17 protein-coding genes are annotated in these 19,858 nt (G+C 65.7%); 11 read left to right on the plus strand and 6 right to left on the minus strand.

The window, feature by feature from the left end:
• Position 1: 1 nt before the first annotated feature.
• Positions 2–877, plus strand: coding sequence for a glycosyltransferase family 2 protein (locus ACW17U_RS04045; protein ID WP_492054945.1), 876 nt, complete (start codon positions 2–4; stop codon positions 875–877).
• Here ACW17U_RS04045 and ACW17U_RS04050 read toward each other — a convergent pair.
• Entirely contained in the window at positions 874–1,350 is a 477-nt protein-coding gene (locus ACW17U_RS04050) for a ribonuclease H family protein (RefSeq protein WP_492054946.1), read from the minus strand. The two genes, ACW17U_RS04045 and ACW17U_RS04050, sit on opposite strands and share 4 nt — an antisense overlap.
• 395 nt (positions 1,351–1,745) lie before the next feature.
• Here ACW17U_RS04050 and ACW17U_RS04055 point away from each other — a divergent pair, with 395 nt between their 5' ends.
• The 6 genes from ACW17U_RS04055 to cckA all read left to right on the plus strand — a co-directional run bounded on the left by ACW17U_RS04055 (position 1,746) and on the right by cckA (position 8,056).
• Entirely contained in the window at positions 1,746–3,122 is a 1,377-nt protein-coding gene (locus ACW17U_RS04055; RefSeq protein ID WP_062147891.1) for a hypothetical protein, read from the plus strand.
• A gap of 101 nt (positions 3,123–3,223) precedes the next feature.
• Complete coding sequence (locus tag ACW17U_RS04060; protein ID WP_062147888.1) at positions 3,224–3,523, plus strand: TonB family protein; 300 nt, start codon at positions 3,224–3,226, stop codon at positions 3,521–3,523.
• Between the two features lie 196 nt (positions 3,524–3,719).
• The gene (fliQ, locus tag ACW17U_RS04065) at positions 3,720–3,983 is read left to right on the plus strand and encodes a flagellar biosynthesis protein FliQ (RefSeq protein WP_062147885.1); all 264 of its coding nucleotides are present in this window, start codon (positions 3,720–3,722) and stop codon (positions 3,981–3,983) included.
• 16 nt (positions 3,984–3,999) lie between these two features.
• Entirely contained in the window at positions 4,000–4,755 is a 756-nt protein-coding gene (gene fliR / locus ACW17U_RS04070) for a flagellar biosynthetic protein FliR (protein WP_062147882.1), read from the plus strand.
• A 9-nt stretch (positions 4,756–4,764) separates the two neighbouring features.
• The gene (flhB, locus tag ACW17U_RS04075; protein WP_492054947.1) at positions 4,765–5,850 is read left to right on the plus strand and encodes a flagellar biosynthesis protein FlhB; all 1,086 of its coding nucleotides are present in this window, start codon (positions 4,765–4,767) and stop codon (positions 5,848–5,850) included.
• Between the two features lie 118 nt (positions 5,851–5,968).
• Positions 5,969–8,056: a cell cycle histidine kinase CckA gene (gene cckA, locus ACW17U_RS04080; protein ID WP_492054948.1), complete on the plus strand. Its 2,088-nt coding sequence runs from the start codon at positions 5,969–5,971 to the stop codon at positions 8,054–8,056.
• Between the two features lie 162 nt (positions 8,057–8,218).
• Here the strand turns inward: cckA and ACW17U_RS04085 are convergent, their stop codons facing one another.
• Positions 8,219–10,396: an acylase gene (locus tag ACW17U_RS04085; RefSeq protein ID WP_492054949.1), complete on the minus strand. Its 2,178-nt coding sequence runs from the start codon at positions 10,394–10,396 to the stop codon at positions 8,219–8,221.
• A gap of 90 nt (positions 10,397–10,486) precedes the next feature.
• Entirely contained in the window at positions 10,487–10,984 is a 498-nt protein-coding gene (locus ACW17U_RS04090; RefSeq protein WP_492054950.1) for a 3D domain-containing protein, read from the minus strand.
• 87 nt (positions 10,985–11,071) lie between these two features.
• On the opposite strand from ACW17U_RS04090, the gene ACW17U_RS04095 reads away from it, so the two are divergent.
• Genes ACW17U_RS04095 through ACW17U_RS04105 form a run of 3 tightly spaced genes read left to right on the plus strand, consistent with a single transcriptional unit; the run spans position 11,072 to position 13,157 of the window.
• Entirely contained in the window at positions 11,072–11,659 is a 588-nt protein-coding gene (locus ACW17U_RS04095; protein WP_492054951.1) for a glutathione S-transferase family protein, read from the plus strand.
• A 15-nt stretch (positions 11,660–11,674) separates the two neighbouring features.
• Complete coding sequence (locus tag ACW17U_RS04100) at positions 11,675–12,706, plus strand: phospholipase C/P1 nuclease family protein (RefSeq protein ID WP_062147865.1); 1,032 nt, start codon at positions 11,675–11,677, stop codon at positions 12,704–12,706.
• Between the two features lie 4 nt (positions 12,707–12,710).
• Positions 12,711–13,157 (plus strand): NUDIX domain-containing protein, encoded by a 447-nt coding sequence (locus ACW17U_RS04105; RefSeq protein ID WP_492054952.1) that lies wholly within the window; start codon positions 12,711–12,713, stop codon positions 13,155–13,157.
• On the opposite strand, the gene ACW17U_RS04110 is transcribed toward ACW17U_RS04105, so the two are convergent.
• The 3 genes from ACW17U_RS04110 to pepN form a co-directional block, all read right to left on the minus strand.
• Positions 13,158–13,526: a UrcA family protein gene (locus tag ACW17U_RS04110; protein ID WP_492054953.1), complete on the minus strand. Its 369-nt coding sequence runs from the start codon at positions 13,524–13,526 to the stop codon at positions 13,158–13,160.
• A 140-nt stretch (positions 13,527–13,666) separates the two neighbouring features.
• Complete coding sequence (gene pleC, locus ACW17U_RS04115; RefSeq protein ID WP_492054954.1) at positions 13,667–16,135, minus strand: cell cycle histidine kinase PleC; 2,469 nt, start codon at positions 16,133–16,135, stop codon at positions 13,667–13,669.
• Between the two features lie 229 nt (positions 16,136–16,364).
• Complete coding sequence (pepN, locus tag ACW17U_RS04120) at positions 16,365–18,956, minus strand: aminopeptidase N (RefSeq protein WP_492054955.1); 2,592 nt, start codon at positions 18,954–18,956, stop codon at positions 16,365–16,367.
• 181 nt (positions 18,957–19,137) lie between these two features.
• On the opposite strand from pepN, the gene ACW17U_RS04125 reads away from it, so the two are divergent.
• The gene (locus ACW17U_RS04125) at positions 19,138–19,791 is read left to right on the plus strand and encodes an OmpW/AlkL family protein (RefSeq protein ID WP_492054956.1); all 654 of its coding nucleotides are present in this window, start codon (positions 19,138–19,140) and stop codon (positions 19,789–19,791) included.
• Positions 19,792–19,858: the final 67 nt, after the last annotated feature.

Here is a 19,858-nt window from a genome sequence, read left to right on the forward strand (position 1 = left end):
CATGGACGAGCCCCTGTTCACGATCCTGCTGCCCGTTGTGCGTCCGCCCGACCTGCTACCCTTTGCGGTCGCGTCCGTGCAGGCTCAGTCCGAGTCCAGGTTCGAACTGATGATCATCAGTGACGGTGCCCCGCGGGGGACCCTGGCTGCAGCCAGGCGAATGGCGGTGGCCGACCACCGGATTCGGGTGTTTGATTTTCCCAAGGGGGAGCGCCACGGCGAAGCCCATCGCCATACCGTTCTGGAACAGGCCCGGGGCCGCTTTGTCTGCCAGATCGGTGATGATGATCAGTGGTTGCCCAACCATCTGACTGAGATGGGCCTGCTGCTTGAGAAGGTCGGGTTCGGCAATCTGACCCATGCCACGGTCGAGGCCGATGGGACCCTGTCGTCTACGGCCGGTGATCTTTCGCACGAGGGCCTGCGCCGACTCATGTGCGAAAAGGATTTCAACCTTTTCGGGCCAAGCGCTGCAGGCTACCGGCTTGAGGCCTATCGCGCTCTCGCGGTCGGCTGGTCTCCGGCTCCGGAAGGGCTTTGGACCGACCTTGCCATGTGGCGGAAGTTTCTGGCCGCGCCTGGCATCACGGCCGGAACACGGCAGTCGGTCACATCAGTCCACTTCGCGGCCTCGCTCCGCCGCGACTGGCCGATGGAGCGTCGGGTTGCTGAGGCAGCCCACTATGCGGCCCTGATCGCCACTCCGGCCGGGCAGGACGCGATAAGGCAGGCCGTGACCAGCGCCGTCGTCACCCGGTTCTGGGCCAGCCGTGCCCAAGAGGTCGCCCTGGCCGAACGGGTGGGGACATTGCAGCAGCGCGTGGTCAGTCTTGAAGCCGAGATCGCGATGCTGAAGTCCGGTTCGTCGCCCCCCTAACCCGGGAACTTCAGCAGGTTGGGCTTGGGGATGGCGGCCTTGAAACTGCCGCGGGTCTTGGCCGTGTCGAGCCCGAAATCGGCCCAGGCGGACAGAAAACCGGCGGACGGCTCCTCGGTCGTCAGGGGCGCGAGGGTCAGCACGGGGCGCGCCGCGACCGCTGCGCGCGCGGCGGTCCAGGCCTCGGGTTCGGCGGTGGCATAGAGCCCGTCGGCGCTGACCAGTTCGGACGGCAGAGCCGGGTCGTCGATGTAAAGGGTCACGGCGGTGTCGGCGGGCTGGTCTGCCAGGCTGGCCAGGGCCTCGGTCAGGGCGGTGAGGGACATCCTAGCGCGGGTCGTGCGTCGCTCGCCGCCGGCTGCACCCTTGATGGCCTCGGGTCCGCTCAGGCCCTCGGCGCGCCGGACAAAGGACCAGCCGCCATAGCCAGGATCGGGACGGCACAGGCTGGCGGTCCATAAAAGGATGGGCATGACGGGCTCCCTGGCAGGTTCTCCGGAATTCTAGCCTGTTTCGCGGGGCAGGGGAGCCAGGTCGGAGCCTCCAGGTTGGAACAAAAAGTAAACGAGGCCTTAAAACTCATGGTTAACGTCATTTTCACCATCATGAACAGGGTTCGAATATCGATGGTTGATCAAGGGGTGGGGTAAGGCGGCTTAAGCAAGATTTGTGCCATTTTGGCGCAATAACGCCGAAAATAGCCTGCATGGTGCCGATTTGCCGATGGTCCCCGACTATTTATGGTTAACGGCCTGTAAACACCTATTAACCACTTGTTAAGTTCGTTGGCTCCGGCTTTGCTCCTAACGCGTTGAACCCTTGCCGGACGTCCCGGTGTGGGACGGTCCGTGTACGGGGATGCGCGTCGATGTTCGAGTTCGGTCGTGATCTGAAACGTCTCTTCGGCGTCGATGCCGGTTCGGAGTCCCGGGCGACGGGCCATCGCGAGGGCCTCACCGGTGGCGACACCTCGCTGCTTGAACTCCTCGACATTCGCCTGCTGACCAATGAGGCGCGTTCGGCCGATGTTGCGGCGGGCCGGATCGGGACCCGCGATCGCGGCGCGCGCCTGCTGGAAGCGGCGGTCACCTGGCGCGAATTGGCCCGTCGCTCCGGCGATGCCGCCGCCCTGCGCAAGGCCGCCTCTCATGCCGAGGCCGCCGGCAAGATTTTCGAGAGCGAGCGCCGCCTGGAGGCTCTGGCGACAACCCGCTGTGAGCAGGCTGTCCTGGCCATTCTGGGGGCCGATCTGTTCGGTGACGAGGGGCTGAATGCCGCAGCCGGAGCGGCCCTGACCCTGGCGCGGACAGCGCCGGGCCAGCGCTGCGGCCTGGCCATGGCACTGGTCGCCGGTCTCGACGGCCGGGCCGGGCTGGCCGAGAACAATCTTGATCGGGCCCTGGCTGCGGTGCAGGCCTATGACGCCCCGCTTCGAGCCCTCGCTGCCGCCAAGCGCCTGAAAGGCGGCTCCGCCCGCCTGCTGCTGGCCGACCAGCGCGCGGCACGTATTGAACTCATCCTGACCTGCGGTGCGCGCCTCAAGGACCGCGCCCTGACCCAGTTGGCGATCACCGAGGCCACAGCTGCCGCCTCGGCGCTGGATCCCGATTTCGAGCCCCTGACCTGGTCGCGACTGGAGGGCCTGCGCGGCGCCGCCCTGGTGCAGCTGGGCGAACTGGACGGCGAACTGGCTCAGATCGCCGACGGCGTCGCGGCCCTGACGGCGGCGCTGGAGCCGCTGTCGATGGAACATAGTCCGATGGACTGGGCTCGTGCCCAGGCGGCGCTTGGTCAGGGGCTGCAGTCTGTAGGGGAGGCCACGACCTCCGAACGCGCCTTTGAGCAGGCGGTCAATTGCTATGACCGTGCCACCCAGGTGCTGAAGGTCCAGCCGGCCCTGGCCCTGCGCGCCATCGTCGCCAACAACCGCGCCCTCAGCCTGGCGCGCTGCGCTGAGCTCACGGCGGACCTGGCGGTGCTCGATGCGGCCGAACTGGCCTTCAAGACCGAACTCTCGGCCCAGCCCGGGACGCGCGATCCGGCCTCCTGGGCTGTGGCCCAGATGAACCTGGCCCGCCTCTATGAAGCTCGGGTCGAGATCACCGGCCGGGATGACGGCCGGCTGGACCGGGCGGCCGTGGCCCTGGCCTGCGCCTTTGACGTCTTCTCCGAACTTGGCCTGAGGTCCCTGACCGATCTGGCGGCACAGGGACTGCAACGGTTGAAGGCGGCTCACGCTCACTGACCCGGATCGGGACACAGGAGGCGACCTGGTCGCCTGGTCGAAACAAGGGTCGGCGCGTCGCGAGGGCGGCGGGACCGGCCAGGACTTATAGGGACGAAATCGTGATTGCTTCGCTTGTTCTCGCCGCTGCTCTTTCCAATTCTGCGCCGGCCAAGGCCGATCCGGACCTGCTGATCCCGGCGTCCCAGCCGCGCGAAGCCGTCGCCATTCTGAACTGCCTGGTCACGGACGATGGCCATCTGACCGCCTGCACCGTCGAGGGCGAAAGCTCACCGGAACTGGGCGTCGGCGACGCCGCCCTGAAGATGGCCTCCCAGTTCCAGGTCGACCTGCTGGGTCCTGACGGCAAGAGCCGGGCCGGGTCCTACATCCAGGTTCCGGTGCGGATCCGGATCCGCTAGGCAGGCCCGATGGCTCCGGTCTTCCACGCCACAGTGGGATGACCGGATTTCCGGGCCCCTGGCCTCGGCAGCGCATTGGCTTGACCGCCCCCGATCCCCGCTCCGCAGCCAACCCCTAACGCCCTGTTAACCATACTCGCGGCATTCTGAGCCCTCGATTCCCTGCCCGGTCCGGGCGCGCGAGTGAGGCTTCTGGATGACCGGTGCCGAAGTTCTGGATGTCGGTCGCGATGCGATCTGGCTGACCCTTCAGCTCTGCGCGCCTGTGCTGATCGTCGGCCTTGTCGTCGGCGTGGCCATCGGTCTGTTCCAGGCCCTGACCCAGATCCAGGAAGCCACCCTGGTCTATGCACCCAAGATCGTGGCGATCTTTGTCTCCCTGCTGATCTTCCTGCCGCTGATGGGGGCCCTGATGTCGGGCTTCATGCGCCAGATCGCCGCCCGCATCGCCGGCATGTAGGGGAGGCGAGGGCCGCTTGGACTCCTACGCGACAGCCGCCCAGGTCTATGTCGCCGGCCTCGTCTTCGCGCGGGTCGGGGCCATGGTCATGCTCATGCCCGGGATCGGCGACGACTCGGTGCCGCCTCGCATCCGCCTGTCCTTCGCCCTGCTGATGGCCCTGCTGCTGACACCGCTGGTCCAGAATACCGTCGGCGGCGTGCCGACCAGCGTCGGCGGCCTGTGGGGTCAGGTGATCCATGAGATCCTGATCGGCCTGATGATCGGCTCGGTGCTGAAGCTGTTCTTCACCGCCATGTCGACGGCCGGCGAAGTCATTTCGATGCAGACCACCCTGTCCTTCGCCCAGACCACCAACCCGTCGATGGGCCAGTCCAGCACGGCGGTGGCGACCTTTCTGTCGATGCTCGGCCTGACCCTGATCATGGCCACCGACCTGCATCACCTGTTCATCGGGGCGATCGTCAAGTCTTACGACCTTTTCCCGTTCAGCCGCGCCGTGCCGGTCAATGACGCGGCGACCCTGGCGGTGCGCACCGTGGCCGACAGTTTTTCCCTCGGCGTGCAGCTGGCCGCTCCGGTGATCGTGTTCTCCCTGGTCTTCAATCTGGCGGTCGGCCTGGTCGGACGGGTCATGCCGGCCTTCCAGATCTTCTTTGTAGCCTCGCCGCTCAGCGTGATCCTCGGACTGTCTCTGCTGGCCCTCAGCCTTGGCGGCATCGCCATGGTGTGGACAGACCGCTACCGCGACCTCCTGTTGATCTTCAACTAGGGGCGGGCCATGGCGGAAGACACAGATAAAGAGTCAAAAACAGAAGAACCTTCAGCGAAGAAGCTGTCGGACGCCCGGGCCAAGGGCGACGTCGCCAAAAGTCAGGACGTTCCTCAGTTGGCTTCGCTTCTCGGGGCCGTGATGGTCATCCTGATGGCCGGTGGCTGGCTGACCCGCGACCTCTCGGCAGCCCTGGTGCCGTTCCTGGCCCATGCCGGCCAGATGGATGTCAGCAGCGGCGGGGCCGTTGTGATCGCCCGCCAGGCTATCATGGCCGCACTGCCGCCCCTGGTTCTGGTGATGGTGGTGACCGCCGTGTTCGGCTTTGTCGCCCATGTGGGACAGACCGGCTTCATGATGACGCCGGAGAAGATCAAGCCCGACTTCAGCAAGCTCGACCTGATCAAGGGCCTGGGGCGTCTGTTTGGCATCGACGGCCTCGTGCAGTTCGCCAAGTCGGCCCTGAAGTTCATCCTGACCGGCGTCATCGCCTATTATGTGCTCAAGCCGCACACCGGCGAGGTCATCAATATGGTCGGTATGGATCCGTCCGCGATGATCCCGGTGGCGATGAAGCTGGCCACCAAGCTGTTCCTGGCGGTGCTTCTCCTGCTGACCCTGACGGCCGGGTTTGACTGGTTCTGGCAGCGTCAGCGGTTCATGACCCGCATGCGAATGACCCTTCAGGAGGTCAAGGACGAGTACAAGCAGTCGGATGGTGACCCGCACATCAAGGCCAAGCGCCGTCAGATCCAGATGCAGCGCTCGCGGCAAAGAATGATGCAGGCCGTGCCCAAGGCCACTGTCGTGGTCATGAACCCGACCCACTATGCCGTGGCCTTGAAGTACGAGCCGGGCGAGACGCCTGCGCCGCTCTGCGTGGCCAAGGGCATGGACGATCTGGCCCTGAAGATCCGTGCCGTCGCCGAGGAGCACGGCGTGCCGGTTCTGGAAGATCCGCCCCTGGCGCGCGCGCTCTATGCGACGGTCGAGATCGATGAAGAAATTCCGGCCGATCATTTCGAAGCCGTGGCCAAGGTCATCGGCTTCATCATGAACGGCAAGAAGCCCAAGCCGCGGGCCCGGCCCCTGTGACGGGACGCGACAAAACCGCAATTCAGACGCCCTCTGACCTTGCGTTACATAAAGAGTATCCTCGGGTTGGCTCGAAGTGAGTCGCGACCTGCGCGCTGAACAAGGATTGCCACCGTCCATGGCCGAACTGCCCGTCCAGGACATGACTGAAACCGGTGCCACGCGCCGGCGCTTCGACCCCTATATCTGGGGCGCAGCGATCTTTTTCGTGGCCGCTGCCGGACTGGCTGCCGTCCCGGCCCTGCGCGCCGGTCCCGCCACCCTGGCCGGACTGCTGCTGCTGGGCGGGGTCGCCGGCGTCGCGATCCTGGGCCTTGTCGCCATCCGGGCCTCGGCCCACCACGAGAGCGACCTCGACGCTGCCGAAGGTTTCATCGACGCCCTGAGCGAACCCACCGCCCTGGTGGCCGCCGACGGACGGCTGCTCGCCGCCAATGCCGCCTGGCGGCAGATCATGGGAGACGCCCGGCGCCTGCCCAAGGGCGTCGCCGGCTCGGGTCTGTTCGCAGCCCTGGTCCGCGCCCGCAAGGGCGAGGTGGCCGAAGGCCTGCTGCGCGTGGACAGCGAGGACCGCGTTGCGACCGTGTCCCGTCTCGCCGGCGGACGCCTGCTGGTCCGTCTGGCTCCGCCCGCCGTTGTCGCCAGGCTCGCGGCCGAGGCTCCGCCCGTGGCCATCGTCGAGACAAGGGCACCGCCGCCGGGATCGCTGGACGCCTTTTCCGGGGCCTCACCGTTCGGCGCGGCCTTGCTGGAAGGGCTTGATCCTTTCAATTCCCGTATCCTCGAGGCCAATCCGGCCCTGTCGGCCATGGCGGGCCCAACCGCCAAGGCCGGGGTGCTGTTTGGCGACCTGATCGAACCGACAACCCGCGCCGAGGCCGAGAGCCGCATGGCCGGCGGCAAGGCCGGTCCCTTCGAGGTGCGGCTGTCGCGCGACCCGACCCGCATCGCCCACCTCTATCTCTACCGGGCCGAGGGGCGGCTGGTCGCCTATATGATCGATGTTTCCGAGCAGAAGCAGATCGAGCTGCAGCTGGCTCAGGCCCAGAAGATGCAGGCCATCGGCCAGCTGGCCGGCGGCGTGGCCCATGACTTCAACAATCTGCTGACGGCAATTCAGCTGCGCCTGGACGAGCTCCTGCACCGCCATCCCGTCGGTGACCCGTCCTACGAAGGCCTGAACGAGATCCGTCAGACAGGGGTCCGGGCTGCCGATCTGGTTCGCAAGCTGCTGGCCTTCTCGCGCAAGCAGACCGTGCAGCGTGAAGTTCTGGACCTGGGCGAGCTGATCTCGGAATTCGAAGTCCTGCTGCGCCGCCTGCTGCGCGAAGACGTCAAGCTGATCACCGACTATGGCCGCGACCTGCCGCAGGTGCGGGCCGACAAGAGCCAGCTGGAAACGGCGGTCATGAACCTGGCCGTCAACGCTCGCGACGCTGTGCGGGCGGCCAAGGGTGGCGGTATTGTCCGCATTCGCACCGCCCGCCTGACCCAGGACGAAGCCGTGTCTCTGGGTTTCCCGGGTGCCGAGGGCGATACGGCCTTCATCGAAGTGTCTGACGATGGTCCGGGCATTCCCCCCGACGTCATGGGCAAGATCTTTGACCCCTTCTTCACCACCAAGCCGGTGGGCGAAGGCACGGGCCTGGGCCTGGCTACCGTCTATGGCATCGTCAAGCAGAGCGACGGCTGGATCCATGTGCACAGCCGCCCTGACGAGGGTGCGGCTTTCCGGATCTTCCTGCCGGTTCATGTGCCGACCGCTGCCGCAATCGCCGAAGCGGCTGCTGTGGCCGCCGAGCCGCCCAAGGCCCGTCCGCCCCGCGATCTTTCAGGGGCCGGCCGCATCCTGTTCGTCGAGGACGAGGACGCCGTCCGCGGCGTGGCCGCCCGCCTGCTGCGGGCGCGCGGCTATGAGGTGCTGGAGGCCTGCGATGGCGAGGAAGCCCTGCTGATCGCCGAGGCCAATGCCGGCACGATCGACCTGCTGATCAGCGATGTGATCATGCCCGGTATCGACGGTCCGACCCTTTTGAAGAAGGCGCGAGGCTATCTTGGCAATGCGCCGGTGATGTTCATCAGCGGCTATGCCGAGGCCGAGTTCAGCGACCTGCTCGAGGGCGAGACGGGCGTGACCTTCCTGCCCAAGCCCATCGACATCAAGACCCTGGCCGAGCGGGTCAAGCAGCAGCTTCAGGCCGCCTAGGTAGGCGCGCGCGCCGGCTCGGCCCTGTCGGTCGGGCCAGGACTGACGGTCGCCAATGGACCGGTCAGGGCGCGCCGAAGACCTGAACCCGGTGACGCTTCCGACCAAGTGTCCTTCGACGATGAGCGATCATCGCTCCTGCAGCGGGGCGAATAGGCCCGCCTACTGGCCGGGCCGGTAGGTTCGCTGAATGTGGCCCTTCAGGTCTTCAGGATAGAAGTAAACGTCTCGCAGATTGCCGAGGCTGTAACGCAGCGCTTGGTCATTGAAGTGCGGCGAGGCCGGATTACCGCTTTCGCCGCCGGCCGAGATGGCACGGGCCCGCACCCTGTCGCCGAATTCGACCACCGCCACGAAGCTGTTACCCAGGGTGCCGTAGTACTTTTTGGTCCCCGGCCAGCGCTTGGCACCGAACGAGGCCAGCGAGCCCCACTGGGCCGAGGTGAAGGGCACGGCAATGCTGGGCTGAGCGTCATCGAAGGGCTGGACGATGTCGCCCGTGAGGCGCTGGAAGCGGTTGATCTGGCCCCAGGGCGTGCGCCAGGAGCCGAAGTCGGCAGTGAGGCGATCCGAGGCCTCGGCCAGGGCCTTCAGCTTCTCCGCCGGCGTCGCCACATCGGCCATATAGTCATAGACATTGACGCCCTTGGCCTTGGCCGCAGGCGCGGCCGTCGTCCACAGGGCCTCGCCCCAGAAGACCGCGAGGGACGTCGCCTCAGATCTGGTCGACCACTTGAAGTCCCAGGCTTTCAAAAGGGCGACCTGATCGGCCAGCCTGGCCTTGAGCGGATCATCGCTCGCGGCGGCGTCATAGGCCGCCGTCAGGGTCGGGACCAGCCGTGCGAAGGCGGTCAGATAGGGGTCATAGGCCGCGCCGAGCAGGCCGGGCAGGGTGAAGTCCTTGCGGTCCTGCAGCACCCGTATGGCATGCAGGCCACGCGGGTTTTCGCCGAAGGTGTCCATGTATTTGGGGAAGTCGGCCTGCCGGGGGCTGTCAGGGCCGGCCGCCGAATAGGGCCAGTTATTGGTGTTCATCGCCCAGCCATTGGCGGGGTTCACGACCCGCGGGGCCTCGTCGAGATCATGCAGGCCTTTCCAGTCTGTGGCCGGATCCGCCCCGTCGACCGGCTGGGTATAGTCAAAGCGGTCGTCGCGCCGGGGAATGAACTGCGGGTGCAGGTAGGCGATGGTGCCCTTGGAGTCGGCAAACAGGGTGTTGTTCGACGAATTGGCCTTCAGCGCCGCCACCTTCATGAACGCAGCATAGTCGGTGGCCTTGGTGCGCAGGAACGACTGCTCCAGCGCCGCCACGGGCTTGTTCATCAGGGCGACGCTGATCCACTTGCCACCGGCTTCGCGCACGATCGGGCCGTGGTGGGTGCGATAGACCGTGAAGCGCCGCTCCGCCCGGGTACCGTCGGCCGCGCGGTAGGGGATGACGATGGTCTCGCTGATGACCGGCCGAAGGGCCTTGCCATAGCGGTAGAAGCGTTTTCCGTCTTTCTCGACGAGGGTTTCCACAAATTCGTCGACCACATCGACGCCGCTGGAGGTGTGCATCCAGCCCGCCGTGGCGTTGAAGCCCTGGTAGATGAAGAATTGGCCCCAGGTCGCTGCGCCATAGGCGTTCAGGCCCTCGTCGCTGCGCACCTGCTGTTCTGAGCGGAAGAAGAACGAGGTGTGGGGATTGATCAGCAGCAAGGCGTTGCCGGCCAGGGTATGGCTCGGCGCGATGGCGATTCCGTTCGAGCCCGTGGGTTCGCGAAAGGTCAGCCCCTTTTCGTCGTCGGTCAGGGCCAGCTCGCGCTTGCCGTAAAAGGCTTCCAGCTGGCTGAGCGAGATCCGCTCAATATCGCCGCCGATGCTGCCTTCCGAAAAGCTCAGGGCCATCCAGGGTTCGAACCGCGTGATCGTGCGCGGCTTCACCTTGGGATGGGTGGCAAGATAGTAGTTCAGGCCATCGGCCCAGCCGTTCATCAGCGCCTTCAGCCAGGCCGGGCTGGCGGCGTAGTCGGCCTTGAGCCGCACTGGATCGATGAACAGCCGCTGGCGCAGGTCGCTCCAGATCGCCTTTTCGCCCTCGGCTTCCGCCGTGCGGCCCAGGGACGTGATGTAGTTGGTTTCAACCCGGTTGAAGTCATCCTCGGCCTGGGCATAGGCCATGCCAAATACGGCGTCGGCGTCAGTCTTGCCGTGGATGTGGGCTATGCCCCAGGTGTCGCGGATGATCTCGACCCCGGCGGCCCGGGCCTTCAGGCGGTTCAGGTCGTCGGCCGCGTGAGCGGGGAGGGCAAGTCCCGCAATCAGCCCAACCCATGCCAGCCTGCTGAGTAAACCCATCTGAACCCCCGCGAACCTGTACAGATTCAGGCCCTCGAGCATCTCTATGGGACGAACAGCCGTTTGCCAAACAGGCCAGGCCCGCCGAGCCTATTCGGGGGGACAGCCCTTGAACTCGCCGACCTTGCTGACGGACAGGCTGGACAGGTTCAGTGCCATCAAGGGGGCCATCGATGACCGGCCCATGCCGCTGAACAGGTCCAGCTTCAGGCCCTTGATCGCCCCGCCGATGTCCGAGGCGTACCAGTAGCCGTCATGGGTCGAACCATCAGGCATCGGCAGGCCGACGGTTTCCTTGATGAACAGGACGGTCCGGCGCGGGATGACGGTCTTGTCGACAGCGACCGTGCGCATGGCCACGACCTTGCAGCCGAGGGAGTCGAGACTGCGAATGCCTTTGGCACCCGCATGATAGAGGGTCGCCCGCATCTTGTACTCAAGCGTGCCGGGAATGGTGCCCGTGAGAGCCCCCGTGATCAGGTCGCCCAGCGGGTCGGACCGCGACTCGGAGTCCGGGCTGGCGGCAAAGGCGGGGAGGGCGGTGGACATGGCCAAAACGGCCAAAATTCCGGCGAGCGTGCGACGCATCGAGGGAATCCTCTTATCGGCGTATCTGTCGGGCGCGGTCTGGATAGTCTGATCACGGCTCCGTGACAACCCTCGTAAGGCGATGTGATGACCCTGCGCATCTACGGCGACACGAAATCGGGCAACTGCCTGAAGGTGAAATGGACCGCCGAGCGGCTGGCCCTGCCCTTTGACTGGATCGAGATCGACATCCTGCAGGCGCAGTCGCGGACGCCGGAGTTCCTGGCGATGAATCCGGCCGGTCAGGTCCCGGCGGTGATTCTCGACGATGGTCGCGCCCTGGCCCAGTCGAACGCCATCATGCTGCACCTGGCCGAAGGGTCGTTCCTGATCCCAAGTGATGGCTTCGAACGCGCCAAGATGTACGAGTGGCTGTTCTGGGAGCAGTACAGCCATGAGCCCTATGTCGCGGTGGCCCGGTTCCAGGTGGCCTATCTGGGCCATCCGGTCAGCGGACTGGACCCCAAGTTGGTCGAACGCGGCAACAGCGCTCTCGCGCGGCTTGAAACACAGCTGCAACAGACTCCCTACCTGATCGGGGAGCGGCTCAGTCTGGCGGACATCGCTCTGGTGGCCTACACCCGGGTCGCCCATGAAGGCGGGTTCGACCTGTCGCTCTATCCGGCCGTCAAGGCCTGGGTGGGGCGGGTCGAGGTGGCCTTGGGCCTTCAATAGTTTCGCGGAGTTTCCATGTCGCGCCTGTCGTCCAGCTTCAAAGTCCTCGCCCTGGCAGCGGTCCTCGCCGCACCCGCCCCGTCGGCCCTCGCCTGGGGCTCTTCCGGGCATCGCCTTGTGGGGGTGCTGGGAACTCAGGGCCTGCCGTCGGATGTGCCGGCCTTCCTGCGCACACCTGAAGCCGTGGCCGCGATCGGCGAGTATGCGCGCGAACCGGATCGCTGGAAGGGATCAGGCAAGATCCATGATCATGATCGCGACTCCGCCCATTTCCTCGATGTCGACGATCAGGGCCGCATGTACGGCGGCCCGATGTTCACGGTCGAAACCCTGCCGGCCACCCGCGCTGACTATGAGACCGCCCTTCGCGCCGCCGGGGTCGACAGCTGGAAAGCCGGCTATCTGCCCTATGCGATCATCGATGGTTACCAGCAGCTGGTGAAGGACTTCACCTACTGGCGGATCCTGGTCGCCGCCGAAAAGATGGCGACCGATCCGATGAAGAAGGCGTGGTACGCCGCCGACCTCAAGCGTCGTGAGGCCCTGCTGCTCCGCGACCTGGGCGTTTGGGCCCATTATGTCGGCGACGCCAGCCAGCCGCTGCACCTGTCGGTGCACTATAACGGCTGGGGCGACTATCCCAATCCGAACGGCTACACCAACTCGCGCTCGATCCATTTCAATTTTGAAGGCCCCCTGGCCAAGGCCGTCGGCGACGAAGCCCAGGTCAGGGCGCTGATGCCGGCCTACAAGGATTGCGCCTGCTCGCTTGAGACCCGCGTCGTCGGCTATCTCACCACGACCTGGAAACTGACCGAGCCGCTTTATGCCCTCGAGAAGTCTGGCGGTATGGTCGAGACCGATCCACGGGCCCGGGCCTTCGTTCAGGACCGACTGGCGGCGGCCGCAGCAGCCCTGCGCGATCTGGTCACCGAGGCGTGGCGTGACAGCGCCAATGGCAAGATCGGCTACCGGCCGGAAATCAGCGTCGCCGACGTCGAAAGTGGCAAGGCTGATCCCTGGCTCGACCTCTACGGCAAGGACTGACGGCTTGCTCGCGTTCGGCCAACCTGAGCCGGGCCTGGACTACCGCGCCCGTCCCGCCGCCTTTGGGATCGTCGAGAACAGCGTTGGCGCGATCGCGCTGGTGCGGGTCACCAAGCCCGGCAAGTCGCCCTATTTCGATCTGCCGGGGGGCGGCGTCGATGCCGGCGAGACCGAGCCCCGGGCTATCGTCCGCGAGTTTGGCGAGGAGACGGGCCTGGTGGTCGAGGTCGACGACCTGGTGACCACGGTATCGCAGTATTTTCTGAAGTCCGATGGCCAGCCCATGCGCAACTTCGGCGGCATCCACACCGCGCGGCTCGTCGGACAACAACCGGACCTCAAGGTCGAGGATGACCATGAACTGGTCTGGCTGGACCCGCGCGATGCCGTCGTCGCCCTGCGCCACGACGCCCATGCCTGGGCCGTCGCGGCCTGGATGCGGCGCGGCTAGCTAGAACAGGCCAACCGGACGCATGGCAAAGTTCGTCGGTGCGGCCCGCTGCGCCTTGCGAAGGTCGGACAGCTGGGTGCGGCTCAGTTCGCCTCGAAGGTCTGACGCGAAATCCAGATAGCAGGCGCGCACCGACAGGCCGCGCAGCTTTTCCGCGGTAATGCGGGTGGCACAGACCTGGTCGGCGGCTCGTTCTGCCCGGCTCAGAAACTCTGCGGCATCGGCCGGGTGTGACAGGGTCAGGTCGCCGACCAGGATCCTGGCCACGGGCTGTGGCTGGGCAGCATGGGCTGCGGTCAGGCCGATGATCGGGGTGGCGGCCAGGGCCAGGGCGGCGACGGCGGCCAGGCGGTTGATGAACTTGCTCATGGTGGAGATCCCTCGATGTGCGCCGGGCGCGTTCTGTTGTTCGAGGGTGTAGAGCCGGACGGACGCCTTGACCCGTTACGACTGAGTCATGACGTCGATTTAAGTCTATGAAAATAAAGTCATAATTTGGATCGTACGGCTCAGGCAGCGGCGAAGTCGCGGGCCGGGCTGGCCTGGCTCTGGCGGATGGGCAGGCTGAAGCTGACGGTAGTGCCTTCGCCGGGCGTGCTGGCCATGTCCATGGCCCCGTCATGCATCTCGATCAGGGATTTGGTCAGGGCCAGGCCCAGACCGGTGCCCTGGGTGGTCTTCGACAGCTGGCTTTCGACCTGCTCGAATGGCTTTGCCAGGCGGGCCAGATCCTCCTTGGCGATGCCGATGCCGGTATCCTGCACCGAGACCCGCAGGCGATCGCTCAGGGGATCACGGCGGACCTCGGCGCGGATCGTGACACTACCAGAGCGCGGCGTGAACTTGATGGCGTTGGACAGCAGGTTGAGCAGGACCTGCTTCACCGCCCGGTAGTCGGCCTCGATCTCGGGCAGTTGCGGGAAGTCGATGACCAGTTTCAGACCGGCGGCCTCGGCCCGATTACGCACCAGGCGCACGGCGTCCTCGGCGACATCCTCAAGGTTCAGCGGCTCGAACTTCAGGTTCATCTTGCCGGCCTCGATCTTGGACATGTCGAGGATGTCGTTGATCAGGGCCAGCAGATGCTGGCCGGAATTGTGAATGTCCTGGCTGTAGCCCTTGTAGCGCGGATCACCCAACTGCCCGAACATCTCGGTCATCATGATCTCTGAGAAGCCGTTGATGGCGTTCAGCGGCGTCCGCAGTTCATGCGACATGTTGGCGAGGAATTCGCTCTTGGCCTTGTTGGCCCCTTCGGCCTTGACCTTTTCCATCTCATACTTGCGCGCCAGTTCGGCCAGTTGCTCCTGGCTCCGCTCTAGACCGGTCACGGCGTTCTGAAGCTGCTCCTCATTGAGGCGTCGGGCTTCTTCCTGGTTCTTGATGGCGGTGATGTCGGCCGCGGTCATGACCAGGCCGCCTTCGGCCGTTCTGCGCTCGCTGATCTGGATCCAGCGCCCGTCCATCATCTCGGCCTCGCGCACACCCTTGGCGCCGTCTGGTGCGGGGTGGTCCTGCTTGATGGCCAGCGCCGCGAAGCGGTTGACCTCGGCGCGGGCGGCACCGGGCTTGAGCAGCTTGGGCTCCAGGGAGAAGACATTGCGATAGTTGCGGTTGCACATCAGCAGCCTGCCCTGGCGGTCCCAGAGCACGAAGGCCTCCGAAACGCTCTCGATGGCGTCACGCAGGCGGTTTTCGGCGGCCTGGGCCCTCGCCTGGGCCAGGCGCTCCTCGGTGACATCCAGGGCCACGCCGATGATGCGGACATAGCCGTCCACGCCCGGTGTCCCGAAGCCCTGGCCGCGGGCGTCGATCCAGATCGAGCGGCCGCCCTGCTGCATGGAGGGCACACGAAACGAGACGTCGAATGCGCCGAAGGTCGCGGCATTCGCCAGGGCCTGGCGGACCCGTTCCTGATGGTCGAGCGAGATACGGTCCAGCATGTCCTGACCGGAAACGATCCCGCCACCGCCCCAGCCGAACATCACGCCGGTGACGTCTGAAAGAAAGACCTGGTCGCCGCGCAGATCCCATTCCCAGATGCCGCAGCGGGCAGCTTCGACGGCCAGACGGAACCGCTGCTCGCTGTCGACGAACTCGCGATGGGCCGCCTCGGCCTTGCGGCTCTGCATCATCAGGAGAAGGGCAAGGGCAATGCCCACAGCGAGGGGGGCCAGCAGATTGAACGCGCCCTCCATGACCTGCCGATCCATGTTGGCGACGGTTCGCGAAGGCGCGCCCGCCACGGCCAGCAAGGTGCCTTCAGCCAGGGGCTGAACGGCAACGTCCAGCAGGGCCCCATTGGCGGTCTGTCCCCGCAGGGCTGCGCTCTGGTCACCGACATCCTCGATCGACAGAGCGAAGGCTTCGCGGAAGGTCTGCAGGCCGCTGATAGACCGGCCCCGGGTCGCTACCAGTCGGCCGTCGGCCAGGGCGAGGGCGCGGGCGCCGCTCTTGCCGGGATCGACAAGCAGACGACTGGGATCGCCACTGGCGATGATGAAATTGCGTCCGGTCGAGACAGGTGCCACTGCCGCGACATAGAGGCGGCCGCTTTCGCCGGCGGTACCGATCCAGGTGGAGCGCCCCGAGGCCGAAGCGGCTCGGGCCGCCGCCTTCCAGTCCGCCGCTTCGTCGCGGCCGGAGACAGCCAGTATGCCGGATGGTCCGGCCACGGCCACGGCCATGGCTTCGCCACCGCTGGCCCGCAGGGCGATCTCGGCCGCGTCCATGGTGTCGGCCGGGTCACGCTTGAGGATGTCCGAGGCTGCTGACAGACCGGCGCGCTGTGCGGCGAGATTGGTTTCGATGCGGCTGGCCGCAAGGCCCGCCTCGGCGGCCAGGGCCGCACCGCCCGGTGCCCGCGCGACGTCCTGCTGCAGGCGCTTGACCCCAAAGGCCGTATAGACCGCCAGCAGCAGCAGGGCGGCGAGAATGGCGACCCGGACATAGACCTGCGACGGCGCGCGCGCGGTCATCGACCGCACGACACCTGCCGCGGAAAGGCCGGCTCCTGCCGATCTTCCGGGTCTTGGATCCCCAATCCTCAAAAGCCCAAGGCTCCCCGATTACATCGCCGCGAGTCACTTCGCCGCATCGGGTGAATCTAACGCACGCCCAAGGTTCCCGTCACGGTCGAACGGCAGATTTGGCTCGGTATGAGCTTATTGGTCGCAATCCGCTGGTCAGGGTCTCAACTGGCCGGCCCTAGTCGAGGGCCTTGCTGGCCAGTTCCAGTACGTTCTTGGACAATCCAGGGTGGGCAGCAACGCCACTGAGCGCTTCGCGCATCTGGGTTCCCAGGGTGTCAGGATAGCGCCGCCACCCCCCCAAGGCTTCGACCAGACGGGCAGCGGTCATCGGGTTATAGGCATCCACGGCCAGGATTTTTTCGGCCAGGAAACGATAGCCGGCACCAGACGGGTCGTGGAACCGGGCCGGATTGAAATTGGCGAAGGTCGAAACCAGGGCCCTGAACCGGTTGGGATTGGTGGCGTCGAAATCCTCGTGCGTTGTCAGGGCGATCACCCGGTCCAGGGCGCTGGCCGACGGATCCCGGGCCTGCACGGCGAACCACTTGTCCAGCACCAGTGGCTCATGCCGCCACTTGGTGTGGAAGGCGGCCAGGGCCTTGTCGCGAGCCTCGCCACCGATCTGGACCAGGGCTGACAGGGCACCCATGGCGTCGGTCATATTGGCCGCTGCTTCAAAGTGGCCGACGATGCGGTCGACATTGAGGGCATGCGGGTCGGCCGCCAGCAGGTCGGCGCAACCGTTACGAAGGGCCCGCATTCCGGCCGATCGGGCATCGGCCGAGAAAGCGCTGCTCGCCTGCAGTTCACCATGCAGCCGCCGCAACAGATCGCCCAGATGAACCGCGATGCGGGTGCGCAGGGCGCGGCGGGCAGCGTGCAGGGCTGCCGGATCCGCAGGTTCCATGGCCAGGGCCAGGTCCGGCTCGCTGGGCAGGGCCAGGAGCAGGGCCTTGAATGCCGGTTCCGAGGCCTCGTCGACCAGGGCCCGGCCGAGGGCCTCGGCGTAGCGTTCTTCGCCGACCTCATCGGCCGATCCGGCCGCCCGGGCCAGGATCAGGTCGCGGGCCAGGGTCTGACCGGCTTCCCAGCGGTTGAACAGGTCCGGATCCGCGGCGAACAGCACGTAGCCGTCGGCAGGCCGGGCGTCGGTGGTCAGGTTCACCGGAGCTGAAAAGCCCCGCAGGGCCGAGACCACAGGTGTTGAGGCAATACCTGCCCAGCGCACGGTCTTGGTTGAGGTGTCCAGAACCACCACCTCGCTGTCGCGCAGCGGGGCACCGTTGGCATCCAGCAGGCCGATGGTCACCGGGATGGGCAGGGCCTTCTTGGTCGGCTGACCGGGGGTTTGCGCGGTGGCCTGGGTCAGACTGATTTCCAGGGTCCCGGCAGCGGCATCATAGGTGCTGGCCAAGGAGACCGAGGGCGTGCCGGCCTGCTCATACCAGGCGAAGAAGTCCGAGAGGTCGCGGCCGGTGGCGTCGGCGAAGCAGGCGATAAAGGCCTCGACCGTGGTCGCCTGACCGTCGTGGCGTTCGAAATAGAGGTCGCTGCCGGCCCGGAAGGCATCGTCGCCCAGAAGGGTTTTCAGCATGCGGATGATCTCCGCGCCCTTCTCGTAGATGGTCGCGGTGTAGAAATTGTCGATCTTCAGATAGCTGGACGGTCGAACGGGGTGGGCCAGGGGGCCGGCGTCTTCGGCGAACTGGCGGGCGCGCAGGGCCTTGACGTCCTTGATCCGCTGCACGGCCGCCCCGCGCTGGTCGGCCGAGAAGCTCTGGTCGCGGAAGACCGTGAAGCCTTCCTTCAGGCACAACTGGAACCAGTCGCGGCAGGTGATGCGGTTGCCCGTCCAATTGTGGAAGTACTCGTGCGCCACGACCGCCTCGATCCGTTCGAAGTCGAGGTCGGTGGCGGTTTCCGGGTCGGCCAGAAGCAGGGAGCTGTTGAAGATGTTCAGCCCCTTGTTCTCCATGGCCCCGAAATTGAAATCGCGGACCGCCACGATCATGAAGAGATCGAGATCGTACTCGCGGCCGAAGGCCTGCTCGTCCCAGGCCATGGAGCGCTTGAGGGCGTCGAGGGCATAGGCCCCCCGCGGGGCCTGGCCGGGATCGACGAACACCTTCAGGGCCACGGTGCGGCCACTCATGGTGACGAAGCTGTCCTCCAGCACATCCAGTTCACCGGCCACCAGGGCAAACAGATAGGCCGGCTTGGGGAAGGGGTCGTTCCAGACGGCATAGTGGCGGCCGCGCCCGAGCGCGCCGCTGTCGATCAGGTTGCCGTTGCTGAGCAGGTGCTGGAAGGCCTGGTCGGCTTCGATCCGAACGGTGTAGCGCGACAGGACGTCAGGCCGGTCCGGGAAATAGGTGATGGTGCGGAAGCCCTCGGCCTCGCACTGGGTGCAGAAGCGGCCGCCGGACATGTAGAGACCCATCAGCGCCTTGTTGGCCGCCGGATCGATCTCGACCTCCGTGGTCAGCACAAAGGCGTCTGGCACGGCCTCAAGGGCCAGGAACTCGGCGTCCTGCCGGTAGGCTGAAGAGTCCAGGGCATGGCCGTCCATGGACACCGAAATCAGCTTCAGGCGCTCACCATTGAGGACCAGTGGCGCGCCCGCTTCGCCCGTGCGGCGGATTTTCAGTGTGGTCACGACCCGTGTGGCCGAAGGGTCCAGCCTGAAGTGTAGATGGGTTTCTTCGATCTCGAACGGGAAGGGGCGATAGTCGACGAGCCGGATGGCCTGGGGCGTTTCTGTGCGCATGGGGTCAATCTAGAGGGCCGGGCCGACGCGCGCGAGAGCCCTTAAGTATTTAGATCGAGCCCAAAAGCCCCATTTTCAGTGCGGACTTGTTCCGGATCAAAGAATGAGCGCCTGAGTCGGCGCAATTCCCCCTTCGGGCGCCCCAAATGCAGCGTCCGGTTCGAGAATAAGGGGATAAACTATGACCGTTGCGACCCGTCTGGCCCTGGCCTGCGCCGCCAGCCTGCTGGCCTTTTCCGCCGCCCATGCCCAGGAAGCCGTCAAGCCGAAGGCCAAGGGTGATCTGGTTCTGAACGTCCGAGTCACGGATGTCGCGCCCGACGCCGGCAATGCCATCACCACGTCCGCCGGTGCCGCCACGGGCCTGAAGGCCGACGTCAATGACGACATCAAGCCGACCATCGGCCTGAGCTATTTCCTGACCGACAAGCTGGCCATCGAAGTGATCGCGGGCACCACCCAGCACACGGTAAAGGCCGTTGGTCCTGCCACCAATGTTGTTGTTCACAAGACCTGGGTCCTGCCGCCCGTCGTGTCGCTGCAGTATCACCCGCTCCCGGATGCCAAGTTCAGCCCCTATGTCGGTGCGGGCCTGAACTACATGCTGTTCTATGGCGACAAGGACCTGAATGGCTTCAAGGTGAAGCTGGACGACGGCTTCGGCTATGCCCTGCAGGTCGGTGCCGATGTGCCGCTGAGCCCCCGCTACAACCTCAATATTGACGTCAAGAAGGTGTGGTTCGAGACCGATGCCTCGATCAATGGCGGCACTCTGAAGTCCAAGGTCAAGCTTGACCCGGTCGTGGCTTCCGTCGGGATCGGCTACCGGTTCTGATCTGGCACCTTGCCTATCTCCGCCCGCCCCTTAAACCCTCGCTGAGGCTAGGGCGTGGGCGGAGATC

Source organism: Caulobacter sp. AVps16, assembly GCF_058681455.1.